Source organism: Streptomyces gilvus, from assembly GCF_022513565.1.
GTDB classification, from domain to species: Bacteria; Actinomycetota; Actinomycetes; order Streptomycetales; family Streptomycetaceae; genus Streptomyces; species Streptomyces gilvus.
On record NZ_JAKWBE010000027.1, the window covers coordinates 1 to 24,523 of the forward strand.

At 71.3% G+C, this 24,523-nt stretch carries 23 protein-coding genes and 1 pseudogene; 9 read left to right on the plus strand and 15 right to left on the minus strand.

The window, feature by feature from the left end; translation table 11 throughout:
- The 3 genes and pseudogenes from MKW14_RS31355 to MKW14_RS31365 form a co-directional block, all read left to right on the plus strand.
- Nucleotides 1–132, plus strand: a pseudogene (locus MKW14_RS31355) (RNA-guided endonuclease TnpB family protein); the annotation flags it as partial.
- A 124-nt stretch (nt 133–256) separates the two neighbouring features.
- Nucleotides 257–670, plus strand: a complete 414-nt coding sequence (locus MKW14_RS31360) for a roadblock/LC7 domain-containing protein (RefSeq protein ID WP_133046906.1) — start codon at nt 257–259, stop codon at nt 668–670.
- A gap of 123 nt (nt 671–793) precedes the next feature.
- Complete coding sequence (locus MKW14_RS31365) at nt 794–1,771, plus strand: DUF6397 family protein (protein WP_240868327.1); 978 nt, start codon at nt 794–796, stop codon at nt 1,769–1,771.
- A gap of 1 nt (nt 1,772) precedes the next feature.
- Here the strand turns inward: MKW14_RS31365 and MKW14_RS31370 are convergent, their stop codons facing one another.
- Nucleotides 1,773–2,639: an acyl-CoA thioesterase gene (locus tag MKW14_RS31370; protein ID WP_240868330.1), complete on the minus strand. Its 867-nt coding sequence runs from the start codon at nt 2,637–2,639 to the stop codon at nt 1,773–1,775.
- Between the two features lie 19 nt (nt 2,640–2,658).
- A complete protein-coding gene (locus MKW14_RS31375; RefSeq protein ID WP_240868332.1) occupies nt 2,659–5,172 on the minus strand; it encodes a DEAD/DEAH box helicase in 2,514 nt (837 codons plus the stop codon).
- Nucleotides 5,173–5,317: 145 nt separating this feature from the next.
- Here MKW14_RS31375 and MKW14_RS31380 point away from each other — a divergent pair, with 145 nt between their 5' ends.
- Nucleotides 5,318–6,112: a metal-dependent hydrolase gene (locus tag MKW14_RS31380; RefSeq protein ID WP_240868334.1), complete on the plus strand. Its 795-nt coding sequence runs from the start codon at nt 5,318–5,320 to the stop codon at nt 6,110–6,112.
- A gap of 39 nt (nt 6,113–6,151) precedes the next feature.
- On the opposite strand, the gene MKW14_RS31385 is transcribed toward MKW14_RS31380, so the two are convergent.
- From MKW14_RS31385 to MKW14_RS31405, 5 genes are all read right to left on the minus strand, one after another.
- Complete coding sequence (locus MKW14_RS31385; RefSeq protein ID WP_240868336.1) at nt 6,152–6,631, minus strand: carboxymuconolactone decarboxylase family protein; 480 nt, start codon at nt 6,629–6,631, stop codon at nt 6,152–6,154.
- A gap of 104 nt (nt 6,632–6,735) precedes the next feature.
- Entirely contained in the window at nt 6,736–6,996 is a 261-nt protein-coding gene (locus MKW14_RS31390; RefSeq protein ID WP_240868338.1) for a type B 50S ribosomal protein L31, read from the minus strand.
- A gap of 32 nt (nt 6,997–7,028) precedes the next feature.
- Nucleotides 7,029–7,505 (minus strand): DUF5709 domain-containing protein, encoded by a 477-nt coding sequence (locus tag MKW14_RS31395; protein ID WP_240868341.1) that lies wholly within the window; start codon nt 7,503–7,505, stop codon nt 7,029–7,031.
- Nucleotides 7,506–8,225: 720 nt separating this feature from the next.
- A complete protein-coding gene (locus tag MKW14_RS31400) occupies nt 8,226–10,007 on the minus strand; it encodes an ABC transporter ATP-binding protein (RefSeq protein ID WP_240868344.1) in 1,782 nt (593 codons plus the stop codon).
- Nucleotides 10,004–11,791, minus strand: coding sequence for an ABC transporter transmembrane domain-containing protein (locus MKW14_RS31405; RefSeq protein WP_240868346.1), 1,788 nt, complete (start codon nt 11,789–11,791; stop codon nt 10,004–10,006). The genes MKW14_RS31400 and MKW14_RS31405 overlap by 4 nt, the downstream gene beginning before the upstream one ends.
- 185 nt (nt 11,792–11,976) lie before the next feature.
- On the opposite strand from MKW14_RS31405, the gene MKW14_RS31410 reads away from it, so the two are divergent.
- Nucleotides 11,977–13,575, plus strand: coding sequence for a peptide-N4-asparagine amidase (locus MKW14_RS31410; protein ID WP_240868348.1), 1,599 nt, complete (start codon nt 11,977–11,979; stop codon nt 13,573–13,575).
- Nucleotides 13,576–13,728: 153 nt separating this feature from the next.
- On the opposite strand, the gene MKW14_RS31415 is transcribed toward MKW14_RS31410, so the two are convergent.
- Nucleotides 13,729–14,187, minus strand: coding sequence for a MarR family winged helix-turn-helix transcriptional regulator (locus MKW14_RS31415; protein ID WP_240868350.1), 459 nt, complete (start codon nt 14,185–14,187; stop codon nt 13,729–13,731).
- A 111-nt stretch (nt 14,188–14,298) separates the two neighbouring features.
- Here MKW14_RS31415 and MKW14_RS31420 point away from each other — a divergent pair, with 111 nt between their 5' ends.
- Both MKW14_RS31420 and mltG read left to right on the plus strand, forming a co-directional pair.
- Complete coding sequence (locus MKW14_RS31420) at nt 14,299–16,101, plus strand: ABC transporter ATP-binding protein (RefSeq protein WP_240868352.1); 1,803 nt, start codon at nt 14,299–14,301, stop codon at nt 16,099–16,101.
- Nucleotides 16,102–16,144: 43 nt separating this feature from the next.
- Nucleotides 16,145–17,002: an endolytic transglycosylase MltG gene (gene mltG / locus MKW14_RS31425; RefSeq protein WP_240868354.1), complete on the plus strand. Its 858-nt coding sequence runs from the start codon at nt 16,145–16,147 to the stop codon at nt 17,000–17,002.
- Between the two features lie 12 nt (nt 17,003–17,014).
- Here the strand turns inward: mltG and MKW14_RS31430 are convergent, their stop codons facing one another.
- The 6 genes from MKW14_RS31430 to MKW14_RS41655 form a co-directional block, all read right to left on the minus strand.
- Nucleotides 17,015–18,100, minus strand: coding sequence for an NAD(P)-binding domain-containing protein (locus MKW14_RS31430; RefSeq protein ID WP_240868355.1), 1,086 nt, complete (start codon nt 18,098–18,100; stop codon nt 17,015–17,017).
- 42 nt (nt 18,101–18,142) lie between these two features.
- A complete protein-coding gene (locus MKW14_RS31435; protein ID WP_240868358.1) occupies nt 18,143–19,297 on the minus strand; it encodes an LLM class flavin-dependent oxidoreductase in 1,155 nt (384 codons plus the stop codon).
- A 4-nt stretch (nt 19,298–19,301) separates the two neighbouring features.
- Nucleotides 19,302–20,324 carry an ABC transporter substrate-binding protein gene (locus tag MKW14_RS31440; RefSeq protein WP_240868360.1) on the minus strand — a complete coding sequence of 341 codons (1,023 nt, stop codon included), beginning with the start codon at nt 20,322–20,324 and terminating at the stop codon, nt 19,302–19,304.
- Between the two features lie 75 nt (nt 20,325–20,399).
- Nucleotides 20,400–21,170: an ABC transporter ATP-binding protein gene (locus MKW14_RS31445; protein WP_240868362.1), complete on the minus strand. Its 771-nt coding sequence runs from the start codon at nt 21,168–21,170 to the stop codon at nt 20,400–20,402.
- A complete protein-coding gene (locus tag MKW14_RS31450) occupies nt 21,143–22,054 on the minus strand; it encodes an ABC transporter permease (RefSeq protein WP_240868365.1) in 912 nt (303 codons plus the stop codon). The genes MKW14_RS31445 and MKW14_RS31450 overlap by 28 nt, the downstream gene beginning before the upstream one ends.
- 135 nt (nt 22,055–22,189) lie before the next feature.
- Nucleotides 22,190–22,273 (minus strand): putative leader peptide, encoded by an 84-nt coding sequence (locus tag MKW14_RS41655; protein ID WP_343234701.1) that lies wholly within the window; start codon nt 22,271–22,273, stop codon nt 22,190–22,192.
- Nucleotides 22,274–22,394: 121 nt separating this feature from the next.
- Between MKW14_RS41655 and MKW14_RS31455 the strand changes: the two genes are divergently transcribed.
- Nucleotides 22,395–22,823: a YjbQ family protein gene (locus tag MKW14_RS31455; protein ID WP_240868366.1), complete on the plus strand. Its 429-nt coding sequence runs from the start codon at nt 22,395–22,397 to the stop codon at nt 22,821–22,823.
- A gap of 13 nt (nt 22,824–22,836) precedes the next feature.
- Here MKW14_RS31455 and MKW14_RS31460 read toward each other — a convergent pair whose 3' ends face one another.
- Nucleotides 22,837–23,460 carry a hypothetical protein gene (locus MKW14_RS31460; protein WP_240868368.1) on the minus strand — a complete coding sequence of 208 codons (624 nt, stop codon included), beginning with the start codon at nt 23,458–23,460 and terminating at the stop codon, nt 22,837–22,839.
- Nucleotides 23,461–23,603: 143 nt separating this feature from the next.
- Here MKW14_RS31460 and MKW14_RS31465 point away from each other — a divergent pair, with 143 nt between their 5' ends.
- Complete coding sequence (locus tag MKW14_RS31465; RefSeq protein WP_240868369.1) at nt 23,604–24,509, plus strand: Sco1979 family transcriptional regulator; 906 nt, start codon at nt 23,604–23,606, stop codon at nt 24,507–24,509.
- Nucleotides 24,510–24,523: the final 14 nt, after the last annotated feature.

Here is a 24,523-nt window from a genome sequence, read left to right on the forward strand (position 1 = left end):
ATTCTGGCGGCCGGGCTGGCCGTGTCTGCCTGTGGAGACGGTGTAAGACCTCAACGGGAGTCCTCCCGGACGGGGCGGTCGTCGGTGAAGCAGGAAGCCTCACCTGCGAGGGTGGGAATCCCCCGCCCTTAGGCGGGGGAGGAAGTCAACTTCTGTGCCATGCCCCTATCCTCCTTGCCCGCGGGCGCGATCGTGGGGAAGGGTGGCGGGGAGTTCCTCCGGCCAGGGGGAGTCGTCACACGGGGAGATCCGGAACATGGCGCAGAACCAGACACTTGGCTGGCTGCTGGACGACCTGACCGAGCGCGTCGAACATGTGCGTCACGCGCTGGTCCTGTCCAACGACGGGCTGGTGACGGGAGCGAGCACGGGACTGCGGCGCGAGGACGCCGAGCATCTGGCCGCCGTCTCGTCCGGGCTGCACAGCCTGGCCAAGGGCTCGGGACGCCACTTCGGCGCGGGCAGAGTACGCCAGACGATGGTCGAGTTCGACGACGCGGTGCTGTTCGTCACCGCAGCCGGCACCGGCAGCTGTCTGTGCGTGCTCAGCGCCGCGGAGGCCGACATCGGGCAGATCGCTTACGAGATGACCCTGCTCGTCAACCGCGTCGGCGAGCACCTCGACGTGGAGGCCCGACAGCCCGACCGGTCCCCGTTCCCAGACGCCTGACCTGCTGATTCTCCCTCACCCGTGGAGTTATCCACAGGCCCGCCACGAGATCCGCCCCGGCGGCTACGGTTTTTCCGAGGCCGCACGAACGGCGGCGGCCACCTACTCCACGGGGGAGAGATCATGTCGGGCAACATCGTCACACCATCGACCGCCCAGGCGTACACGCCCAGCCGCGCCGCACGGGAACTGGGGCTGAAGCGAGGCGAGTTCGACCTCGCGGCCGATCTCGGACTCGTCCGTACCGTCCCCGACGAGGGCGGGGGCGGACGGCGCGTCACCCGCGCCGAGATCGACCGGCTGCGCGCCGGGGACGGTTTTCCCGGGACACTGCTGCAACGCGTCGACGTCGTCGGCACCACGGCGGGCGCGGCTCTGCTGGAGGTCTCCTCCGGCAGGTTCACCCGCCTCGCCCGGCTGGGCATGATCGTGCCGGTGCGCTTTTACCTCAACCGCTATCGGGCCGTGGTCTGGCTCTATCTGGCCGAGGAGCTACGGCAGTTCGCGGCCGACGACGACAACAAGCCCCTCCTGAGCGGCCGTACGCCGGCCGATCTGCGCCAGAAGCTGGAGGAGGGCATGGACGCGCGGCGGCGCAACTGGCGCGGTCGCCGGCTCGGGTTCCTGACCCGGCAGGCCGCGGGCCACCCCTGGGCCAGGGCAGCGGCCGTCGCCTCGATGCTCGACCCCCTCCAGGTCGCGGACATCGTCAAGGACCCGTACGAGCACGCCCACCTGAGCCGGTTCCTGCCCAAGCCCCTGTCCTACGGCGCCCCCGGCTCTCCCGCCGCACAGCTCGCCGAGCGGATCCTGAAGGCCGACGAACCGGACGAGATCAGCTGGTTCCGCGCCGACCTCGCGCACGCCCTGGACATCGCCCGCGCACAGCACCCGGCGCCACGGCCGCGGCAGGCGCGGACGGTTGCGGAAGAGCCGAGGCCGGCCCCCGCGTCGGCCGAGGAACCGAAGCAGCCCGCGCCCCGGGCGCGGGAGGAACGGATGCACCCGGTACCACCGGCGGCGCAGCCGGCCCCGCCCGCCGTCGACGCAGGCGACCGCTCCCGGGGGCTGCTCGGCTGGCTGCGCCGCAGAAACCCCTGACCTACAACGGACGGAACAGACCCTCCTGGACCACGGACACCAGCAGGCGTCCCTCCACGTCGTAGATCCGCCCACGGGCCAGGCCACGGCCGCCCGTCATGACCGGCGACTCCTGGTCGTACAGGAACCACTCGTCCGCGCGGAACGGCCGGTGGAACCACATGGCGTGGTCCAGCGACGCGATGTCGAAGCTGCGCGGACCCCACAGGGGCTGGACCGGGATGCGCACGGCGTCCAGCAGGGTCATGTCGCTGGCGTAGGTCAGCGCGCAGGTGTGCACGACCGGATCGTCGCCCAGCGGTCCGACCGCGCGCATCCACACGGCGCTGCGCGGCTCGGCGTCCTTGATCTCCTCCGGGGTCCAGCGCAGGCGGTCCACGTAGCGGATGTCGAAGGGCTGACTGCGCGCCATGCGCTGCAACTGCTCGGGCAGCGCGCCGTGATGCTCCTGGATCTCCTGCGTGACCGTCGGCAGGGACTCCGGGTCCGGGACCTTGCGGGTCGGCGGCAGCTGGTGCTCGAAGGGACCTTCCTCAGGCTTGTGAAAGGAGGCGGTGAGATTGAAGATCGTGCGGCCCTGCTGCACGGCGGTGACCCGGCGCGTGGTGAACGACCTGCCGTCGCGGACCCGCTCGACCTGGTACACGATCGGCACGCCCGGCCGGCCCGGGCGCAGGAAGTACGCGTGCAGCGAGTGCACGGGGCGGTCGCCCTCCGTGGTGCGAGCGGCGGCGACCAGCGCCTGGCCCGCCACCTGGCCGCCGAAGACCCGCTGCAGGGACTCGTGGGGGCTCAGGCCACGGAAGATGTTGACCTCGATCTGCTCCAGGTCGAGCAGGTCGACCAGTCTCTCGGCCGGGTTCGTCATGGGTGCGTCGCTCCTTGGCTCACAGCTGTCCGACGTCGGTGACACGGACGACCGCACGTCCCTCCGCGTCGGAGGCCGCGAGGTCGATCTCCGCGCTGATGCCCCAGTCGTGGTCGTCGTTCGGATCGTCGAAGATCTGCCGGACCCGCCAGAGACCGTTCCGCGGCTCCTCCTGGATGACCAGCAGCTTGGGGCCGCGGGCGTCGGGGCCGGTGCCGAGGTCGTCGTACTCGTCCCAGTACTTGTCCATCGCCTCGCCCCACGCCTCAGCGTCCCAGCCGGAGTCGGCGTCCAACTCGCCCAGCTCCTCCACCTGGTCCAGGGCGGCGAGCTCGACCCTGCGGAACAGGGCGTTGCGGACCAGGACACGGAAGGCGCGCGCGTTGGCGGTGACGGGCTTGACCTCGTCCGCCTTCTCCTGGGCCTCCTCGGCGGTCATCTCCTCCGGGTTCGCCAGCTGCTCCCACTCGTCCAGCAGGCTGGAGTCGACCTGGCGGACCATCTCGCCGAGCCACTCGATGAGGTCCTGCAGGTCCTCGGACTTCAGGTCGTCGGGGATGTTGTGGTCGAGGGTCTTGTAGGCGCTGGCGAGGTAGCGCAGCACGATGCCCTCGGTGCGGGCCAGTTCGTAGAAGGACACCAACTCCGTGAAGGACAGCGCCCGTTCGTACATGTCGCGGATGACGGACTTCGGCGACAGCGGATGGTCGCCGACCCACGGATGGCTCTTGCGGTAGGTGTTGTACGCGTGGAAGAGCAGTTCCTCCAGGGGCTTGGGGTAGCTGATGTCCTGGAGCCGCTCCATGCGCTCCTCGTACTCGACGCCGTCCGCCTTCATTGCGGCCACGGCTTCGCCCTTCGCCTTGTTCAGCTGGGCGACGAGGATCTGCCGGGGGTCGTCCAGCGTCGACTCGACGACGGAGACCATGTCCAGGGCGTAGGACGGCGACTCGGGGTCGAGGAGCTCGAACGCGGCCAGCGCGAAGGTGGACAGCGGCTGGTTGAGCGCGAAGTCCTGCTGCAGGTCCACTGTGAGACGGACGATGCGGCCGCTGGCGTCCGGCGTGTCGAGCTTCTCGACGATGCCGCCGTCCAGCAGCGAGCGGTAGATCGCGATGGCCCGGCGGATGTGCCGCAGCTGCTGCTTGCGCGGCTCGTGGTTGTCCTCCAGCAGATGCCGCATCGCCTCGAAGGCGTTGCCCGGGCGGGCGATCACCGACAGCAGCATCGTGTGCGTCACCCGGAACCGGGAGGTCAGCGGCTCCGGCTCGGAGGCGATGAGCTTCTCGAAGGTGTTCTCCGTCCACCCGACGAAGCCCTCCGGCGCCTTCTTGCGCACGACCTTGCGACGCTTCTTCGGGTCGTCGCCCGCCTTCGCGAGTGCCTTCTCGTTCTCGATGACGTGCTCGGGCGCCTGCGCGACGACGAAGCCCGCAGTGTCGAAGCCGGCCCGCCCGGCCCGGCCCGCGATCTGGTGGAACTCACGCGCCCGCAGCGTGCGCACCCGGTTGCCGTCGTACTTGGTCAGCGCCGTGAACAGCACGGTGCGGATGGGGACGTTGACGCCGACGCCGAGGGTGTCCGTACCGCAGATGACCTTCAGCAGGCCGGCCTGGGCGAGCTTCTCCACCAGTCGCCGGTACTTGGGCAGCATGCCGGCGTGGTGGACGCCGATGCCGTGCCGGACGTAGCGGGAGAGGTTGCGGCCGAACTTGGTGGTGAAGCGGAAGTTGCCGATCAGCTCGGCGATCTGCTCCTTCTCCTCCTTCGAGCACATGTTGATGCTCATCAGCGCCTGCGCCCGCTCCACGGCCTGGGCCTGCGTGAAGTGCACGATGTAGACCGGTGCCTGCCGGGTCTCCAGCAGGTCGGTGAGGGTCTCGGTGAGCGGGGTGAGCCGGTACTCGTAGGAGAGGGGCACCGGGCGGGTGGCCGAGCGGACCACCGACGTGGGGCGGCCGGTGCGGCGCGTGAGGTCCTGCTCGAAGAAGGACACGTCGCCGAGCGTCGCCGACATCAGGATGAACTGCGCCTGCGGGAGTTCCAGGATCGGGATCTGCCAGGCCCAGCCGCGGTCGCCCTCCGCGTAGAAGTGGAACTCGTCCATGACGACCTGGCCGACGTCCGCGTCCTTGCCGTCGCGCAGCGCGATCGACGCCAGCACCTCGGCGGTGCAGCAGATCACGGGAGCGTCGGCGTTGACGGAGGCGTCGCCGGTCAGCATGCCCACGTTCTCGGTGCCGAACAGCTTGCACAGCTCGAAGAACTTCTCCGAGACCAGCGCCTTGATCGGCGCCGTGTAGAAGGTGACCTCGTCCCGGGCCAGCGCGGCGAAGTGGGCACCCGCCGCGATCATGCTCTTGCCGGAGCCGGTGGGCGTCGACACGATCACGTTCGCGCCGGAGACCACCTCGATCAGCGCCTCCTCCTGGTGGGGGTAGAGCGTCAGACCGCGCTCCTGGGCCCACGAGTCGAAGGCTTCGTAGAGGGCGTCGGGGTCGGCGGTCGAAGGAAGCTGATCGATGAGTGTCACGGACCCATCTTGCCTGGCGTCCTCCTTCATAGGGGAATCGGATGCGAGGTCGAAGATCACGACCAGTACGCTGTGTCACCGACGGAGCGTCAGCGCACCCGGTCAACTGGACAGCGGCACACGAGGAATGGGGCGGGGAACGGCCATGATGGGACCAGCACACTCACTGTCGGGCGCCGCGGCCTGGCTCGGCGTCGGTGCCGCGGCCGCCGCGGCGGGACACCCGATGCCCTGGCCGGTCCTCCTGGTCGGTGCCCTGATCTGCGCCGGAGCGGCCCTCGCCCCGGACCTCGACCACAAGGCGGCCACCATCTCCAGGGCGTTCGGGCCGCTCTCACGCGGGCTGTGCGAGATCGTCGACAAGCTCTCCTATGCCGTCTACAAGGCGACGAGGAAGCAGGGCGACCCGCGCCGGTCCGGCGGCCACCGCACGCTCACCCACACCTGGCTGTGGGCGGTCCTGATCGGTGCGGGTTCGGCGGCCGCTGCCGTGACGGGTGGCCGTTGGGCGGTCCTCGCCATCCTCTTCGTCCACATGGTGCTGGCCATCGAGGGCCTGCTGTGGCGGGCGGCCCGCGGTTCCAGCAGCGATGTCCTGGTCTGGCTGCTGGCGGCGACCAGCGCCTGGATCCTCGCCGGGATACTGGACAAGCCGGGCAACGGCTCGGACTGGCTGTTCACGCAGCCGGGCCAGCAGTACCTGTGGCTGGGGCTGCCGATCGTGCTCGGGGCGATAGTCCACGACATCGGCGACGCGCTCACCGTCTCCGGCTGCCCGATCCTGTGGCCGATACCGCTGGGCCGCAGGCGCTGGTATCCCGTGGGCCCGCCCAAGGTCATGCGGTTCCGGGCGGGCAGCTGGGTCGAGCTGAAGGTGCTGATGCCGGCGTTCATGCTGTTGGGCGGGGTGGGCTGCGCGGCGGCGCTGAACTTCATCTGAGCGGGCCCCGAGAGCCGGCCCCCACCCCGGCCGGCCGGGTCAGTCCCTCCACTGCTGGGCCGGGGACACCCCGGGCAGCGGGCGGCCGATCACGGCGAGCGGGATGTAGAAGAAGACCTGGCAGATGGCGATGATCAGGGTGGCCAGGGCCTTCTCCTCGTAGTGCTCGGCGGCCCGCGCGTACAGCTCGTCGGAGACGCGCTCGCCGTGCGGGTTGGGGGTGAGCACCGCCTCGACCAGGGCGAGGGCGACCCGTTCGGCGTCGGAGAAGCAGGGCGCGTCCTTCCAGGTCGCCACGCCCATGATCCGCTCGTCGGACTCGCCGGCCTCGCGCAGATTGCCGGTGTGCAGGGTGGTCAGATAGGTGTTCCCGACCAGCTGGCCGGCGCGCAGTTGCAGGAGGCTGATGGTGGTCTGCGGCACGGAGCCGTTGCCGGTGGCCTTGAACAGGGCGCCGTTGACGGGACCGAACTCGGGGACCAGCTTGAGCGGGTTGGACAGGCGCGACCGGGCGGTCATGGCGTTTCCTTCCGTCGTCCTCGGGATGCTTGCGTTGGACTGACGGATCCCGAGGGACGGATGTGACCGGCGAACGCCAAGAGTTTCCCGGAGGCTCCCCCCGCTCAGGCCCCCTGCCCCGCGCCCGAACCGTAGCGGCGTTCGAACTGGGCGATGCGGCCCTCCGAGTCCACGGTGCGGGCCTTGCCGGTGTAGAAGGGGTGGCTCTCCGAGGAGATCTCCACGTCCACCACCGGGTAGGTCTCGCCGTCGTCCCACTCGATGGTCTGGTCGCTGCTCGCGGTGGACCGGGTGAGGAAGGCGTAGCCGGCGGCGCGGTCGCGGAAGACGACGGGGTGGTAGTCGGGGTGCTTGTCCTGCTGCATGCCTGCTCCTTGCCGTGCGCGGTAGAGGTGGATCAGCCGGACAGCGCGTCCTCGTCGACGATGTGCATGGCGGCTTCCTCGGCGGAGGCCGCCGCGCCGTCGATGCCCACGTCGGTGGCGACCAGCGCGCTCTCCTCGTCCTCGTGCGCGCCCTCGTCGGGGGCCACGAGCCGGCCGGAGCGGACGGCGCCGACCTCGTTGTCCAGGAGTTCCCCGTCGGTGCCGTCGCAGTCGCCGAGACCGTCGCCGTCGCCCTCGCCGTCACCGAGGTCGGGCAGTTCCTCGGCGAGCCGCTGGTCCAGCGTCTCCCCGCCCCGCCGTTCGGCGGCCGTCACACCGAGGTGCTCCACGGCCCAGGGCCGCTCCGGAGGGGACCAGCCGCGGTCGAGGGGGTCGCCCACACCGTCGTACTCCAGGGTGTCCTCGGAGTCGAGCAGCCCCGTGTCCTCACGCTGGTCGTCTCCGTCGGGCTGGTAGACGTCGTCTCCCCATCCGTCGGCGCTGTTCACGGGTACCTCCAGGTGCTGGGGACCGGCCCTCACCGCGCCGGGCGTCGCCGCCGGGCGCGGAGCACAGGCTGTGCCGGGGACGCGTCCACGGTCCCCGGGCACTCCCCGAGCCGGTGCCGATATCCAGCCTTCCACCCCGGTTCGCCACCGCGCAACGGCACGGGGCGAGGAGGCGCCGGGGGACCGTGCGGAAGGGCCGTGGGCCCCACTCGGCCTTCGTGTGTCCCGCCGGAGACGTGGTGTCGGTCCGAGGGGCGCCGTCACCTCGGTGACGGGTGACGGGTAGCGGGTAACGCCACCGCGCCGGTGGCCGTCGGGCCTGTGCCGACGGGCGCGACTCACCTTTCGCCCACGGGCCCGCTCGGTCTCGGGCCTTCCGGCTCGCCGGTTCGCCTACGGGTCCTCTCGGTCCCGGGCTTTCCGGCTCGCCGGTGCGCCTGGCTCGCCCGGTCCTGCGCCTCCCGACTCCCATGGGCGCACAGGCCGACGGGTGCGGCGCCTCCCGGCTCGCGCCCGTGCGTGGGCCGACGAGGTGCCGCATGTGCTGGCTCACCCTGCGCCGCACGGCCCACCCGGTGCGGCGCCTCCCGGCTCGCGCCCGTGCACGGGCCGACGAGGTGGCGCATGTCCTGGTTCACCCCCGCGCTGCACGGTCCGCCAGGCCCCGCGCCCCCTGGTTCACCCCCGCGCCGCACGGCCGACCCGCCCCGCGCCCCCGGCTCACCCGTGCCAAGAGCGCCACAGGGCCGCGTACGCGCCCTCGGCGGCGACCAGCTCGTCGTGGCTGCCCAGTTCGCTGATGCGGCCGTTCTCCACGACGGCGATGACGTCGGCGTCGTGGGCGGTGTGCAGGCGGTGGGCGATGGCGACGACGGTGCGGCCGTCGAGGACCCGGGCGAGGGAGCGTTCGAGGTGACGTGCCGCGCGCGGGTCCAGCAGCGAGGTCGCCTCGTCCAGGACCAGCGTGTGCGGGTCGGCCAGTACCAGCCGGGCCAGCGCGATCTGCTGGGCCTGGGCCGGGGTGAGCGCGGTCCCGCCCGAGCCGACCTCGGTGTCCAGGCCGTCGTCCAGGGCCCGTGCCCAGCCGTCGGCGTCGACCGCCCCGAGGGCCGCCCACAGCTCGGCGTCCACCGCGTCGGTCCGTGCGAGCAGCAGGTTGTCGCGCAGGGAGCCCACGAAGACGTGGTGCTCCTGGTTGACCAGGGCCACATGGGAGCGGACGCGTTCGGCGGGCATGCGGGACAGTTCCGCGCCGCCGAGGGTGATGCGGCCGTCCCCGGGCGCGTAGATCCCGGCGAGCAGCCGGCCCAGGGTGGACTTGCCCGCGCCCGAGGGACCGACCAGCGCCAGCCGGGTGCCCGGGGCGACCTCCAGGGAGACCTGGCGCAGCACGTCCACGCCCTCGCGGTAGCCGAAGCGCACCCGCTCGGCGCGCACGTCCCGTCCGTCCGGTGCCAGGGACTCCTCCCCGGCGCCCGGTTCGATGTCCCGCACACCCACCAGCCGGGCCAGCGACACCTGGGCCACCTGCAGCTCGTCGTACCAGCGCAGGATGAGGTTGACGGGGTCCACGAGCATCTGGGCGATCAGGGCGCCCGTCGTCAGCTGGCCGACCCCGATCCAGCCCCGGAGCACGAACACGCCGCCGATCATGAGCACCGAGGCGAGCACGGTGGCGTGGGTGAGGGTGATGACCGGGAAGAGGACCGAGCGCAGCCACAGCGTGTAGCGCTCCCAGGCCGTCCACTCCCTGACCCGGCGCTCCGACAGCTCGATCCGGCGGTCGCCGAGGCGGTGGGCCTCGACCGTGCGTCCGGCGTCCACGGTCTCGGCGAGGGCGGCGGCCACGGCGGCGTATCCCGCCGCCTCGGAGCGGTAGGCGGACGGTGCCCGCTTGTAGTACCAGCGGCAGCCGACCACCAGCAGCGGCACGGCGACCAGCACGGCCGGTGCCAGCGGCGGCACCGTGACCACGAGCCCGCCGAGCAGCAGCACCACCCACACCACGCCGATCGCCAGCTGCGGTACGGCCTCGCGCATCGCGTTGGCCAGCCGGTCGATGTCGGTCGTGATCCGGGACAGGAGATCGCCGGTGCCGGCCCGTTCCAGGACGCCCGGGGGCAGTCCGACCGACCGGACGAGGAAGTCCTCGCGCAGGTCGGCCAGCATCCGCTCGCCGAGCATCGCCCCGCGCAGCCGCACCTCACGCACGAACACCGCCTGGACGGCCAGCGCCAGCGCGAACAGCGAGAGGACGAGCGGCAGATGAAGCTCCCGCGCGCCGTCCGACACCCGCTGCACGAGGTCGCCGAGCAGCCACGGGCCCACCAACGAGGCCATGACGGACGCCGTGTTGACGCCGATCAGGACCAGGAAGGCACGCCGGTGGCGGCGGAACAGTTCGGCCACATACGCGCGTACGGTCGCGGGGGCGCCGACCGGCAGGGTGTTCGCCGTCTTCGGTGCCGCCGGGTCGTACGCCGGTGGCGCCACGCCGATCATGCTGTCTCCTCGATCTCTTCGAGTTCCTTAAGTACGCCGCTCAGCACGGCCTCTTCCTCGGTCTCCCGGGTCACCACGGCCCGGTAGCGGGGCTCGCTGTGCACCAGTTCGCGGTGGACGCCGACCGCCACGACCCGGCCCTCGTGCACCAGCACGACCCGGTCGGCGTGGTCCAGGAGCAGCGGCGAGGAGGTGAACACCACGGTCGTGCGCCCCTCGCGCAGCCCGCGCACGCCCTGCGCGATCCGTGCCTCGGTGTGCGAGTCGACGGCCGAGGTCGGCTCGTCCAGCACCAGCACCTCCGGGTCGGTGATCAGCGACCGGGCCAGCGCGAGCCGTTGTCGCTGCCCGCCCGACAGGGACCGTCCGCGCTCGGTGATCCGCGTGCCCATGGGGTCCTCGGCGTCCAGCGACGCCTGGGCCAGCGCGTCCAGCACGTCCCCGCACTGCGCGGCCGCCAGCGCGTCCTGGGCGCTGACCTTCCCCGAGGCGGGAACATCGAGCAGTTCGCGCAGCGAACCGGACAGCAGGACGGGGTCCTTGTCCTGGACGAGGACGGCCGTGCGGGCCGTGTCCAGCGGCAGCTCGTCGAGGGGCACCCCGCCCAGCAGGACGGACGTGTCCTGTTCCGCCGGGTGGCCGCCCAGCCGTTCGGCGAGCAGGCCCGCCGCGTCCGGGTCGCCGCACACCACCGCGGTCAGCCGGCCGGCGGGGGCCAGCAGACCGGTCGCGGGGTCGTACAGATCACCGCTCGGCACGTCGGCCCCGCGCACGCCCTCGGTGTCCGTGGCCCGCTCCAGCGACAGCACCCGCGCGGCCCGCTTGGCCGAGGGGCGCGAGAAGGAGTACGCCATGGCGATCTCGTGGAAGTTCTGGAGGGGATAGCTCAGGACCATCACCGAGCTGTAGACGGTGACCAGTTCGCCGATGGTGATGCGCCCCTGCCGGGCCAGATGGACGCCGTACCAGACCACGACGATCATCAGGACGCCCGGGAGCAGGGTCTGGACGGCGGCGATCAGGGACCACATGCGGGCGCTGCGGACGGCGGCGTGGCGGACCTCCTGGGAGGCGCGGCGGTAGCGGTCGAGGAACAGGTCCTCGCCGCCGATGCCGCGCAGCACGCGCAGCCCGGCGACCGTGTCCGAGGCCAGCTCGGTGGCGCGGCCGGCCTTCTCGCGCTGGAAGTCGGCCCGCCGGGTGGCCCGGGGCAGCAGTGGCAGCACGGCCAGCGCCACCACCGGCAGGCCCGCGGCGACGACCACGCCGAGCGCCGGCTGGTAGAGCAGCAGGGCGACGCAGACGACGACCACGGTGAGGGCCGCCGCGGTGAACCGGGACACGGCCTCCACGAACCAGCCGATCTTCTCCACGTCACCGGTGGAGACGGCCACGACCTCGCCGGCCGCCACGCGCCGGGTCAGAGCCGAGCCCAGTACGGCCGCCTTGCGGGCGAGCAGTTGCTGCACCCGGGCCGCGGCGGTGATCCAGTTGGTGACGGCCGTGCGGTGCAGGAAGGTGTCGCCCAGCGCGATGCAGAAAGCGCACAGCGCCAGCAGCCCGCCCGTCAGAGCCAGCCGGGTGCCGGAACGGTCCACCACGGCCTGCACACTGAGGCCCACACAGAACGGCAGCGCGGAGACCGCCACGAAGTGCAACAGTCCCCAGGCGAGCGACTTGAGCTGTCCGCCCAGCTGATTGCGGGCCAGCCACCACAGGAATCGGGGTCCCGAACGCGCGTCCGGTACGCCGGGATCGGGATAGGGAAGGTCTTGAATCTGCATGACGACTGACGTCCCGGTGGCTCGTGTCAGGGGGGTGGAGGGAACCGCTCACGGCGGCAGCAAACCGTGACAGGTTCGCCTCGCAGCGTGGTCGCTGGCAAACGGTTTTTCTGCGCGCGGCGCTCCGGCTCTTTTGCCGGAGGCCTCATTGCCAGGAGGGGGTGATTCGCCGTAGAACACCGGCCATGAAGAGACGGATCGTCATGTTCATGCTTGCCTGGACGACCCTCCTGGCGAGTGTCCTCCTCGGGGCGGGGCCGGCCCGATCGGCCGACGTACCCGCCGAGTTCGGCACCGACTGGCACGACCCGGTCACCGCGGCCCCGCCCGTGGCGAAGCCGCACGGCAAGTCCTGCCAAGTCACCCTCGCGGAGGCACAGTTCCGGGACTTCACCCCCTACAAGGGCATCTACACCCCGCCGTCGGGCTGCGGCGACCGCTGGAGCAAGGTCGTGCTGCGCCTCGACGGCAAGGTCAAGGGGCGGCAGTACGACCGGCTCGGCTATCTGCACGTCGGCGGCGTCGAGATCCTCCGTACCTCCACCCCCGAACCCTCGCCCGACGGCATCGCCTGGTCCGTGGAGAAGGACGTCACGCGGTACAGCGACACCTTCCGCAGCAGCCAGGACGTGGAGATGCTCATCGGAAACGTCGTCGACGACACCTACACCGGCGTGATCGACGTCAAGGTCACGCTCACCTTCTACGCAGGGAAGCCGACCGCCGCCGCGACCCCCGACAAGGTCCTCACCCTCGGCGCGGGCAACACCCTCACCACCCCGCGCAACAGCGAACGCGTCCTCGCCGAGGTCTACGCCACCGGATCGGGCGGCGGCTGCGAGGAGTTCTGGTATCTCGCGGTGCCCGACAAGGCGCCGTACTCCTGCCAGGCCGACGGCGGCCCCTACCGGGAGGTCCAGATCAAGGTCGACGGCCAACTGGCCGGAATCGCCGCGCCGTTCCCCCACGTGTGGACCGGAGGCTGGTCCAACCCCTTCCTCTGGTACGTGATTCCGGGCCCCCGCGCCTTCGACGTCAAGCCGATCGAGTACGACCTCACCCCCTTCGCGGGCCTTCTCGACGACGGCCGTCCGCACAAGCTCGAGGTCTCCGTCGTGGGCGTGCCCGAGGGGCAGAGCGGCTGGAGCGCACCGGTCAAGGTGCTGGTGTGGCAGGACGCCAAGAGGGCACAGGTGACGGGCGGACTGACCGAGAACCGGTCGGGGACCCTCACCAACTCCTCCACCTACACCGCCGGTTCACCGGAGCGCGTGGACACCGTGGCAGGCCACGCGCTGACCGTCTCCGGATATGTCGACACCTCGCACGGCCGGGTGGCGACCACCGTCCGCCGCACGCTCGCCAACACCTCCGTGCACCGCTGGACCGACGGCGAGAACACCGATGCCCTCGACGCCACCTGGACGGACGACGAGTCCGTCACCGTCGCCGGACGCGGACCGGCCCGGACGACGGCCACGCACCGGACGTACACGATGAACGGCTCGACCACGATCGGCGACGACGCCCGGCTGCGCACCGTGCTGACCCTCGGCGACCGTGCCGCGGTGACCGAGACGCGGGGCGGCCGGCGCACCGGCTGGTCACGGCTGGACGACACGGTCAGCGGGGACGCCACGTACACGACCGGGGTTCCGCGCGACCAGCGGCACGCGGTCGGCACGACGAGCGAGCGGTATCGGCTGTACGGGTCGCGCGGGTGCTACGACCGTTCCCTGACGGCCGTTCAGGGGGTGCTCACGGAGGACCGTACGCGCTGCTGATCGAGCCGTGTGCGAGGCGTCACACGGGTGGGGGTCGCTCGCGCAGTTCCCCGCGTCCCTGAAGGTGGGATCACCGGTCCGACCTCGAAGGGGCGCGGGGAACCGTGCGACCAGCCACGAACCACCCGCAGCCGCCCATCAAGCGGCACCCCCCTACCCGCAGCGCGCCCCGAGTTCCGGCCCCCCGTCCACCAACGTGTCCAACAACCCCCCCAACAGCTCCCGCTGCTCCTCGCTCAACGGCGCCAGGATCTCCGCCGCGGCCGCGCGCCGAGCGCCCCGTACCTCGCTCAGCGCCTTGCGGCCCTCGTCCGTGAGCTCGATCCGGATGACCCGGCGATTCGTCGGATCCGGCACCCGGCGCACCTTGCCGTTCGCCTCCAGACCGTCGACCAGGGAGGTCACGGCGCGCGGGACCACCTCCAGGCGCTCGGCGAGATCGGCCATGCGCGGGGGTGAGCCGTAGTGCGCCAGCGTGCGCAACAGCCGGGACTGGGCCGGGGTGACCCCCAGGCCGCACTGCTCGATGTGCCGCTTCTGGATGCGGTGCACACGGCGGGTGAACCGCAGCAACTGCTCGGCGAGCAGGCCGTCTGGATCGGGCGTGGTCATACGGGAACAATATCAGGACGACATTCATTGTGAGTATAGGTAACAATGAGCTAGGCTCCGCCAGGCTTCGCCATCTCATCGTCCCAGTCGTCCCCCTCCCGTAGGAGTCCATTGCATCCCGATCGCCAACCCAGCTGGACACCGCCGGCCGACGCCAAGCAGCAGCCCCGGCAGGTGCGCCGCATCCTGAAGCTCTTCCGTCCCTACCGCGCTCGCCTCGCGGTCGTCGGACTGCTCGTCGGCGCCGCGTCCCTGGTGTCCGTGGCCACGCCCTTCCTCCTCAAGGAGACCCTGGACGTCGCCATCCCCCAGGGCCGCACCGGCCTGCTCAGCCTGCTCGCGCTCGGCATGATCGTCAGCGCGGTCCTGACCAGTGTCTTCGGTGTGCTGCAGACCCTGATCTCCACCACCGTCGGCCAGCGCGTCATGCACGACCTGCGCACCGCGGTCTACGGCCGTCTGCAGCGCATGTCGCTGGCGTTCTTCACCCGCACCCGCACCGGTGAGGTCCAGTCCCGCATAGCCAACGACATCGGCGGCATGCAGGCCACCGTCACCTCCACCGCCACCTCCCTGGTCTCCAACCTGACCAGCGTGGTCGCCACCATCGTCGCGATGATCGCCCTCGACTGGCGGCTGACCGTCGTCTCCCTCCTGCTGCTCCCGGTGTTCGTGTGGATCAGCCGGCGCGTCGGCAACGAACGCAAGAAGATCACCACCCAGCGTCAGAAGCAGATGGCCGCGATGGCCGCGACCGTCACCGAGTCGCTGTCCGTCAGCGGGATCCTGCTCGGCCGCACCATGGGCCGTTCCGACTCGCTGACCAAGTCCTTCGCCGAGGAGTCCGAGGGCCTGGTCGACCTCGAGGTGCGCTCCAACATGGCGGGACGCTGGCGGATGGCCGTCATCACCATCGTCATGGCCGCCATGCCGGCGATCATCTACTGGACCGCGGGCATGGCCCTGCAACTCGGCGGCCCCAAGGTCTCCATCGGCACGATCGTCGCCTTCGTCTCGCTGCAGCAGGGCCTGTTCCGCCCGGCCGTGAGCCTGCTGGCGACCGGTGTCCAGATCCAGACCTCGCTCGCTCTCTTCCAGCGCATCTTCGAGTACCTCGACCTGCCCATCGACATCACCGAGCGCGAGAACCCGGTGCACCTCGACCAGATCAAGGGCGAGGTCCGCTTCGAGGACGTCGAGTTCCGCTACGACGACAAGGGCGGCCCCATCCTCGACGGCATCGACGTCACCGTCCCGGCCGGCAGCAGCCTCGCCGTCGTCGGTCCGACCGGCGCCGGAAAGTCGACGCTCGGCTGTCTCGTCCCGCGCCTGTACGACGTCACCGGCGGCCGTGTCACCCTCGACGGCGTCGACGTCCGCGATCTCGACTTCGACACCCTCGCCCGCGCGGTCGGCGTCGTCTCCCAGGAGACGTACCTCTTCCATGCCTCGGTCGCCGAGAACCTGCGCTTCGCGAAGCCGGACGCCACCGACGCGGAACTCGAGGCGGCGGCCAGGGCGGCCCAGATCCACGAGCACATCGCGTCCCTGCCCGACGGATACGACACGGTCGTCGGCGAGCGTGGCCACCGCTTCTCCGGCGGTGAGAAGCAGCGCCTGGCCATCGCCCGCACCATCCTGCGCGATCCGCCGGTCCTCATCCTCGACGAGGCGACCAGCGCTCTGGACACGCGTACCGAGGCGGCCGTCCAGGACGCCATCGACGCCCTGTCGGCCAACCGCACCACGCTCACCATCGCCCACCGCCTGTCCACCATCCGGGGTGCCGACCAGATCGTGGTCCTCGACTCCGGGCGGGTGGCCGAGCGGGGCACCCACGAGGAACTCCTGGAGCACGACGGGCGGTACGCGGCCCTCGTACGCCGGGATGCCCAACTGGAACCGACAAGCTGAAAATATGCCGGGTTTGTGACGATATGCGGGTTACCGTGCCCGCATGTACCAGAACACTCCGCCACGGAGCACTCGGAGCGCGATTCGACTGACGCGCAGGGGCCGGTTCGCCCTCATCGCGACCGGAGCCGTCGTGGCCGGCACCGCCGTGGCGGTGCCGCTGCTGACCCTGGAGAGCGAGCAGCACGCCAGGCCGACATCCCTGGTCATCCCGGAGGGCTGGCGCGCGGGGCAGGTCTACGACGCCGTCGACAAGGTCCTGGCGCTGCCGGCGGGCAGCACCAGGAGGTCGGTCGCCAAGGCCGGCCTGAAGCTGCCGAACGACGCCGACGGCAACCCGGAGGGCTATCTCTTCCCGGCGACGTATCCGCTGGAGAGCAACGGCAGGAAGGCGACCCCCGAGTCCCTGCTGGCGTACATGGTCGACACCGCGAACAAGAGGTTCAACGGCGCCCCGGTCGCGGCCGGCGCCCAGCGCAACGCCATGAACGTGTACCAGGCGGTCACCATCGCGAGCATCGTGCAGGCCGAGGCCGCCTCGAAGGCGGACATGGGCAAGGTGGCACGGGTCATCTTCAACCGGCTGGAACGCGGGATGCCGCTGCAGATGGACTCCACCGTCAACTACGCCCTGAACCGTGCCTCGCTCAGGACCAGCGTCGGCGACACGCGGATCGACAACCCCTACAACTCGTACCAGCGCATGGGCCTGCCGCCCACGCCCATCGACAACCCGGGCGAGGACGCGATGCGTGCCGCGATCAGCCCGCCGCCGGGGGACTGGCTGTACTTCGTCACCGTCAAGCCGGGCGACACCCGCTTCACCGCCGACTTCGCCCAACACCAGCGCAACGTCGCCGAGTTCAACGCCAACCAGAAGAGCGCGAGCCCGGCCAGGTGACCCGACGGGACCTCAAGCGGCGACCGGCTCGGCCGACGGCGTGGCCAGCAGGCGCCTGATGTCCCGTACGGCCGCCCGGCCGGCCCGGTTGGCCCCGATGGTGCTGGCCGACGGGCCGTAGCCGACCAGATGGACGCGTGGATCGGCGACCGCGCGGGTGCCGTCGACACGGATCCCGCCGCCGGGCTCGCGCAGCCGCAGCGGCGCGAGATGGTCGATGGCCGCCCGGAAGCCGGTGGCCCACAGGATGACGTCGGCGTCGACGCGCCGCCCGTCGCCCCACTCCACACCGTCGGGCGTGATCCGGTCGAACATGGGCCGCCGGTCGAGGATCCCGTCCTCGATGCCCTGCCGGATCGCGTCGCTCAGCGGCAGTCCGGTCACGGTCACGACGCTCTGCGGCGGCAGCCCCTGCCGTACCCGCTCCTCCACCAGCGCGACGGCCGCCCGGCCGTACTCCTCGGTGAACGGGCCCTCGTGATAGACGGGCGGGCGCCGCGTGACCCAGGTGGTGGCGGCCGCGTACCGGGCGATCTCCAGCAGGTGCTGCGTACCGGAGGCGCCCCCGCCCACCACGACCACCCGCTGCCCCGCGAACGCCTCGGGCCCGGGGTACTGCGCGGTGTGCAACTGCCGCCCCCGGAAGGTCTCCTGACCCCGATAGCGCGGCCAGAACGGCCGGTCCCAGGTGCCGGTCGCGTTGATCAGCGCCCGTGTCGACCAGATGCCGTCCGAGGTCTCGACGAGCAGCCGCCCGCCCTCCCCCTCCCGCACGGCACGGACGTCGACGGGCCGCCGTACGCGCAGGTCGAAGGTGCGCTCGTACGTGGCGAAGTACTCGGCGATCACCTGGGACGAGGGCCGCTCGGGGTCGGCGTCCGTCAGCTCCATCCCGGGCAGGGAGTGCATGCCGTGGACCTTGCCGTACGTCAGCGAGGGCCAGCGGAACTGCCAGGCGCCGCCCGGCCCGGGGGAGTGGTCCAGCACCACGAAGTCGCGCTCCGGCTCGAAACCGGTGCGGCGCAGGTGATAGGCGCTGGACAGACCCGCCTGACCGGCGCCTATGACGACTACCTCGACCTCGCGTGTGTTGTTCACATTTCTACTAACGGCGGGGAGCCCGTGGATCTTCCCGCCCGCTCACCGCCCTCCGGCGACCAGGAGCGGAGCGCCGCCTGCCACGGACGTCCCCTCCAGCAGCCCGCGCGCGGCCAGCTCCGGGATCACGCCCTCCCCGAACCAGTAGGCCTCCTCCAGATGCGGATACCCCGACAGCACGAAGTGCTCGACGCCCAGCGCGTGGTACTCCTCGATCAGGTTCGCCACCTCGGCATGGCTGCCGACCAGCGCCGTCCCCGCGCCCCCGCGCACCAGCCCCACCCCGGCCCACAGGTTCGGGTGGATCTCCAGCGCCTCCCGGGAACCGCCGTGCAGGGCCAGCATCCGCCGCTGCCCCACCGACTCGCTCCGGCCCAGCGCCTGCTGCGCGGCCGCGACGGTGTCCGCGTCGAGGTCGTCGAGCAGCCGGTTCGCCGTCGCCCACGCCTCGGCCGAGGAGTCCCGGGAGATGGTGTGCAGCCGTATCCCGAAGCGGACGGTCCGCCCCTCCCGCTCGGCCAGCGACCGGATCCAGTCGATCTTCTCCTTCACCTGCGCCGGCGGCTCGCCCCAGGTCAGATACACGTCCGCGTGCCGCGCCGCGACCGGCCCGGCGGCCGGCGAGGACCCGCCGAAGAACAGCTGCGGCACCGGATCCGGCGGCAGCGCGGTCAGCCCGCCCTCGACCTGGTAGTGCACGCCGTCGTGGTCGTACGGCTGTCCCCGCCACACCCCGCGTACGACCGAGAGGAACTCGTCGGTGCGGGCGTACCGCTGGTCGTGGTCGAGCCGGTCGCCGAAGCGGCGCTGCTCGGCCGAGTCGCCGCCGGTGACGACGTTGAGCAACAGCCGTCCCCGCGTGAGGCGTTGATAGGTCGCCGCCATCTGCGCGGCGAGCGTCGGCGAGATCAGCCCCGGCCGGAACGCCACCAGGAACTTCAGCCGTTCGGTGTGCTGGGCCAGCGCCACCGTGGTCAGCCAGGCGTCCTCGCACCAGGTGCCGGTCGGCGTGAGCACCGCCTCAAAACCCAACTGCTCGGCCGCCTTGGCTATTTGGGCCAGATACTCGATGTCGGGGGCGCGGACTCCGCTGACCTTGCGGGTGGCGCCGGTCTCGTTCGACGCGTACGCGTGCCGGTCGACGAGCGTACGGCCGTCACCGCCCGTCGGCAGGAACCAGTGGAGACGTACGGTCATGTCCTCAGCCCTCCGAAGGACGCGGCGCGGTCGTGGAGGCCGGCAGCCCGTCGTTGTAGCGGGTGTCGACGAAGGCCCCGAAGTCCACCTTCCCCGGGATCAGCTTGAGTTGGGTGAAGGTGTCGGCGATCTGCTGCTCGGAGGCGATGAGCTGCGGGTCGACGGCGACCGCGACACGGGTGGTGTACGTCCGCCTCACCGCGGCCAGCGCGACGTCGTCCGGCAGCCCGGTCTCCTTCGCCCAGACCTTGGCCCACTCGTCCTCGTGGGAGTAGACCCAGGTGTAGGCCCGCCGCAGCCGCTGCAGGTAGTCCTTGACGGCGGCCGCCTTCCTCGGGTCCTTCAGCGCGCTCGGCGCCGCCACCTGGAAGGTCAGGCCGTTGGTGATCCCGTCGCCGGTGGTCAGCACCCGGCCCTGCTTGGCCTGCAGGACCTGCGAGGTGTACGGGTCCCACACCGCCCACGCGTCGATCTTGCCGGAGGTGAACGCGGCCAGCGCGTCGGCCGGCTGGAGATACTTGACCTTGACGTCGCTCAGGCTGAGCCCGGCCTTCTTGAGGGACGCCACCAACTGGTAGTTGGCGGAGGAACCCTGCGCCACGGCGACGGACTTGCCCTTGAGGTCCTGGGTGTCGGTCAGCTTGGACTTGTCGGGCACGAGGATGGCGTCGCCCTTGGAGGTGCCGTGCCAGGCGGCCACCACCGTGATCTTCGAGCCGGCGCCGGCGGCGAAGACCGGCGGGGTGTTGCCGACACCGCCGATGTCGACGGCCTTGGCGTTCACGGCCTCCAGCAGCGGCGGGCCCGAGGTGAACGTCGACCACTTGATCTTGTACTTGAGGTTCTTGAGCTCACCCGCGGCTCGCAGAATGGCCTCCGAACCACCCTTCTGGTCACCGACGTCGAGGGTCAGCGAGCCCTGGCCGTCGACCGCTCCGCCCGTGTCGGCGGCCGAGTTGCCGCCGCAGGCGGTGAGCAGCAGGGCGAGGGGGAGCAGGAGTGCGGCGGGGACGAGGCGACGTCGCATGGGGTTGTCCGTTCTGTGGAACCGATGGGGAGGTGGACGGGAAGGGGAGGGGAGGGGAGGGGAGGGAAGGGAAGTTCAGGCGGCTTCGGCGGCGGTGTCGACGCCGAGCCGTTCCAGCAGGCCGGCGCGGAGTTCGGCGAAGCGGGGGTCGGTGATGTCGCGCGGGCGGTCGAGGTCGACGGTCTGCTCGTGCGCGATGACGCCGTCGTCCATCACCAGGACACGGTCGGCGAGCAGCACGGCCTCCTCGACGTCGTGCGTGACCAGCAGGACGGCACAGCCGCGCCGCTGCCACAGCTCGCCGACCAGCCGCTGTGCCTTGATCCGGGTGAGCGCGTCGAGGGCGCCGAACGGCTCGTCGAGCAGCAGCAGATCCGGCTCCCGCACCAACGCCCGTGCCAGCGAGGCGCGTTGGGCCTCGCCGCCGGAGAGCGTCTTGGGCCAGGCGTCGCTGCGGTGGCTCAGCCCGACCTCCTCGAGGGCCTGGTCGGCGACGGCCCGCTGGGGCTTTCCGGGCAGGCCGAGCAGGACGTTGCGCCATACCTTCTTCCACGGCATCAGCCGCGGCGCCTGGAAGGCGACGGCCTTGCGGCGCGGGACCAGGACGGTGCCCCGGATGTCGCGGTCGAGACCGGCCAGGATGCGCAGCAAGGTGGACTTGCCGCAGCCGCTGCGTCCGAGCAGGGCCACGAACTCGCCCGGCCGGACATCGAGTCGCAGGTCGTCGATGACGGCACGGCCGTCGAAGGAACGGGTCAGGCCCTCGACATGGACGGCCTGCGCGGACCCTACGGCCCCGGTCGCCTCGGGGCTCGGAATCACCGGCCGGTGAACGTCGGTCGCCATTGCAGCAGCAGCCTTTCGAGGGTACGGACGACGAAGTCGGCCAGCAGGCCGAGGAAGGCGTAGACGATCAGGCAGACCACGATCACGTCGGTCCGCAGGAAGTCCCGCGCCTGCACCATGAGGAACCCGATGCCGGAGTCGGCGTTGACCTGCTCGGCGAAGACCAGCGCGAGCCAGGCGATGCCGAGCGAGTAGCGCAGCCCGGTCAGGGCGCCGGGCAGCGCGCCCGGCAGTACGACGTGCCGCACGAGCCCCCAGCGGGACAGGCCGAGCGACTCCCCGGCCTCGATGAGCTGCGCGTCCACGCCCCGGATGCCGGCGTAGACGTTGAGGTAGAGCGGGAAGGTCACGCCGAGCGTGATGATGGCGATCTTCGGCGCCTCGCCGATGCCGAACCAGATGATGAACAGCGGGATCAGACCCACGAACGGCACGGTCCGCAGCATCTGCACCGGCGCGTCCACCAGGTCCTCGCCGACCCTGAACAGGCCCGAGGCCAGGGCGAGTCCGACGCCGATGACGGTGCCCAGCAGCAGTCCGCCGGCCACCCGTCGCAGCGACGTGCCGATGGCGCCGGGCAGCGAGCCGTCGGCGATCAGGTCCCAGCCGACCTGGGCGATGCGCCCCGGTGAGGCGAGGACGTCGGGGGTCAACACGCCGGTAGTGCTGAGGAGTTGCCACAGGGCGAGCAGGAGAAGGGGGCCGGTGGTGCGGCGCAGCGAGCGGGGGACGCGGGTGCGGCGGCTGGAGGCGGGGGCGATGGGGGTGAGGTCGAGGTCGGCACCTTGCCGGGGACCCTGTTGGGAACCGTGCTGGGTACCTTGCTTGGATATTTCCGAAATATCGGGTTCACGAGGGCCGGGCGGTGCATGGCTGATGCTCATGATGCTCCGAGGAGGGGAGAGCGACCGGTGAGGGGAGCGCGCGCCTCGTAGGCGCTGCGGCGGACGGCACGGGTCAGTGCCCGCGCCGGTCAGCGCAGCGGGAGGCGGAGGGGAAACGTGGGGGGAGGGAAGGCGTCAGCAGCCGCGACAACACGCGGCGGAGGCCACCCGCAGCAGGTCGATGTGACCGCGCGTGGTGAGCAGGGCTGAACGCAACATGCGGTGAACGTAGCCAGATCGTCCGTGCACGGTCAACGGTGTCTCGCGGACTGGACCTCCCGTATCAACGGGCGGGCCATGGCGCACGTGTGAAACCCGGCGTATGGGTCAGGATGGGGTCATGTCAGATGCCTTCACCACCCGAGTCCTGAACATCACCACCGGCTCCGCGGAGAGGGTGGTCGACCTGACCCGCGATTGCGAGGCCTTCCTTCGGGAGGCGGCCGCCGGCCGTGACGGCCTGCTCAACATCTTCGTCCCGCACGCGACCGCCGGAATCGCCGTCATCGAAACGGGCGCCGGCAGCGACGACGACCTCCTCGCCGCCCTCCACACCCTCCTGCCCGCCGACGACCGCTGGCAGCACCGCCACGGCAGCCCCGGTCACGGCCGGGACCACGTCCTCCCGGCCTTCGTACCGCCGCATGCGACCTTGCCGGTGGTCGGCGGGGGGCTGGAGCTGGGGACGTGGCAGTCGGTGTGCCTGGTGGACACGAACAGGGACAACGCCGAACGGAAGGTCCGCCTCTCCTTCCTCGCCGGCTCCTGATGCCGCCCCGTGTTCACCGGGTGAGCCGCGCGGTGGCCGACGTCAACGGGTCCGGGAGGTAGCGCGCGGGCGGTGCCGTCTGTGGGCCGCCCGTCGGTTGCACGGACATGACGATCTCGGCGCGGTACCGCGCGGGGTGCGAGCGGACCTGCGCCGCTGTCGTTCCCGGGCACCACGCGTCGACGGTCAGGGACGAGACGTAGGGATGCCGGCCGATGGGGCGCATCTCGGCGGGGCGGCCGTCGACGACGGAGGACGCCGGCGGTTCGTGCCGTCCGACGATGTGTCCGGCACGCATCAGGAGGATCGTCGGGGGCGTGGGCGACACGGGGTAGGTGAGCACGGTCGTGGTGTGTGCCGAGCTGATCTCGTAGCGGGCGGTGACGCGATCGCCGTGCAACCGGACTCCGGTGACGGAGAGCCGGACCGGGTCACCCGCGGTGGACGGTTCCACCGGCGGGGCGACGGTGCTTCCGCAGGCGTAGGCGCGGTGTTGGACGGCCTGCGGTGGTGACGTGGTCAGCTGCGGTGCGGGTGGGGCGGTGGACGGGTCGGTGGCCCGTGGCGCGCACCCCACCAGGCCGATGGCGACCACGGTCGCCGCGCACACGGCCGCCCGCGGGCTTCGTGGTGACATGGCACCCCCTTCGGGAATCACGCTCGTACGACGCCGGGGTGGCCATGAACGTTCGCCGGAAGGGGCTGTCTCGGTTCGTCGAAGCCGAGTCCTGGCGCCAACCGGGCTCTACCATGGTGGAGTTCACCGCGAGGAGCATGCCCATGGGCGTCGAAGAGACCGCAAGCACACCGTCCGGCACGGGGGTTCTGGGCGGTCCGTCCGCCGGGCCCATGGTGCCGAGACTGCTGCTCGGGGCGCGGCTGCGCAGGCTGCGGGAGGGGCGGGGTGTCTCCCGTGAGGACGCGGGTCACGCCATCCGCGGCTCCCGGTCGAAGATCAGCCGGATGGAGGCCGGGCGGCACGGGTTCAAGCTGCGCGACGTGGCCGATCTGCTCACCCTCTACGGCGTCACGGACGAGGCGGAGCGAGCCACCCTGCTGACGCTGGCGGAGGCGGCCAACACCCCCGCGTGGTGGCAGGACTACCACGACGTGGTGCCCGCCTGGTCGCAGACCTACCTCGCGGCGGAACAGACGGCGGCCCTCATCCGCTGCTACGAAGTCCAGCGCGTCCCGGCCCTGTTGCAGACCCGCGACTACGCCCGTGCCGCCATCCGGCTCGCCCACCCGGACGCCTCCGAGGACGAGATCGACCGGCGGCTCGCCCTGCGGATGACCCGGCAGCGGATCCTCGACGGCCGGTCGGCGACCCGGCTCTGGGCCGTCGTCGACGAGGCGGCGCTGCGCCGCCCGGTCGGCGGCCTGCCCACGATGCGCGCCCAGCTCCGGCATCTCATCGAGATGTGCCGGCACCCGCGGGTCTCCGTCCAGGTCCTGCCGTTCCTCGCCGGTGGTCACTCCGCGGAGAGCGGTCCCATGACCATCGTGCGGCTGCCCGGCAGCGAGTTGCCCGACGTGGTCCACCTCGAACGACTCGCCACCGCGCTCTATCCCGACCGGCCCGCCGACGTCGAGTGCTACTGGGACGCCATGAACCGCCTGGTGGTGGAGGCGGAATCGCCGGAGGAAACCCCGACGATCCTCCACCGCGTCCTCCAGGAGACCTGACCCCGGCGGGCGCC

Bases quoted from the DNA above. Each gene is read 5' to 3' on its own strand.
- MKW14_RS31415 (WP_240868350.1), bottom strand. From the start codon at position 14,187: ATGACCACGCCCGATCCAGACGGCCTGCTCGCCGAGCAGTTGCTGCGG.
- MKW14_RS31405 (WP_240868346.1), bottom strand. From the start codon at position 11,791: ATGCAGATTCAAGACCTTCCCTATCCCGATCCCGGCGTACCGGACGCG.
- MKW14_RS31380 (WP_240868334.1), top strand. From the start codon at position 5,318: ATGATGGGACCAGCACACTCACTGTCGGGCGCCGCGGCCTGGCTCGGC.
- MKW14_RS41655 (WP_343234701.1), bottom strand. From the start codon at position 22,273: ATGTTGCGTTCAGCCCTGCTCACCACGCGCGGTCACATCGACCTGCTG.
- MKW14_RS31440 (WP_240868360.1), bottom strand. From the start codon at position 20,324: ATGCGACGTCGCCTCGTCCCCGCCGCACTCCTGCTCCCCCTCGCCCTG.
- MKW14_RS31450 (WP_240868365.1), bottom strand. From the start codon at position 22,054: ATGAGCATCAGCCATGCACCGCCCGGCCCTCGTGAACCCGATATTTCG.
- MKW14_RS31365 (WP_240868327.1), top strand. From the start codon at position 794: ATGTCGGGCAACATCGTCACACCATCGACCGCCCAGGCGTACACGCCC.
- MKW14_RS31390 (WP_240868338.1), bottom strand. From the start codon at position 6,996: ATGCAGCAGGACAAGCACCCCGACTACCACCCCGTCGTCTTCCGCGAC.
- MKW14_RS31465 (WP_240868369.1), top strand. From the start codon at position 23,604: ATGGGCGTCGAAGAGACCGCAAGCACACCGTCCGGCACGGGGGTTCTG.
- MKW14_RS31460 (WP_240868368.1), bottom strand. From the start codon at position 23,460: ATGTCACCACGAAGCCCGCGGGCGGCCGTGTGCGCGGCGACCGTGGTC.
- MKW14_RS31445 (WP_240868362.1), bottom strand. From the start codon at position 21,170: ATGGCGACCGACGTTCACCGGCCGGTGATTCCGAGCCCCGAGGCGACC.
- MKW14_RS31435 (WP_240868358.1), bottom strand. From the start codon at position 19,297: ATGACCGTACGTCTCCACTGGTTCCTGCCGACGGGCGGTGACGGCCGT.
- MKW14_RS31385 (WP_240868336.1), bottom strand. From the start codon at position 6,631: ATGACCGCCCGGTCGCGCCTGTCCAACCCGCTCAAGCTGGTCCCCGAG.
- MKW14_RS31400 (WP_240868344.1), bottom strand. From the start codon at position 10,007: ATGATCGGCGTGGCGCCACCGGCGTACGACCCGGCGGCACCGAAGACG.
- mltG (WP_240868354.1), top strand. From the start codon at position 16,145: ATGTACCAGAACACTCCGCCACGGAGCACTCGGAGCGCGATTCGACTG.
- MKW14_RS31370 (WP_240868330.1), bottom strand. From the start codon at position 2,639: ATGACGAACCCGGCCGAGAGACTGGTCGACCTGCTCGACCTGGAGCAG.
- MKW14_RS31360 (WP_133046906.1), top strand. From the start codon at position 257: ATGGCGCAGAACCAGACACTTGGCTGGCTGCTGGACGACCTGACCGAG.
- MKW14_RS31410 (WP_240868348.1), top strand. From the start codon at position 11,977: ATGAAGAGACGGATCGTCATGTTCATGCTTGCCTGGACGACCCTCCTG.
- MKW14_RS31455 (WP_240868366.1), top strand. From the start codon at position 22,395: ATGTCAGATGCCTTCACCACCCGAGTCCTGAACATCACCACCGGCTCC.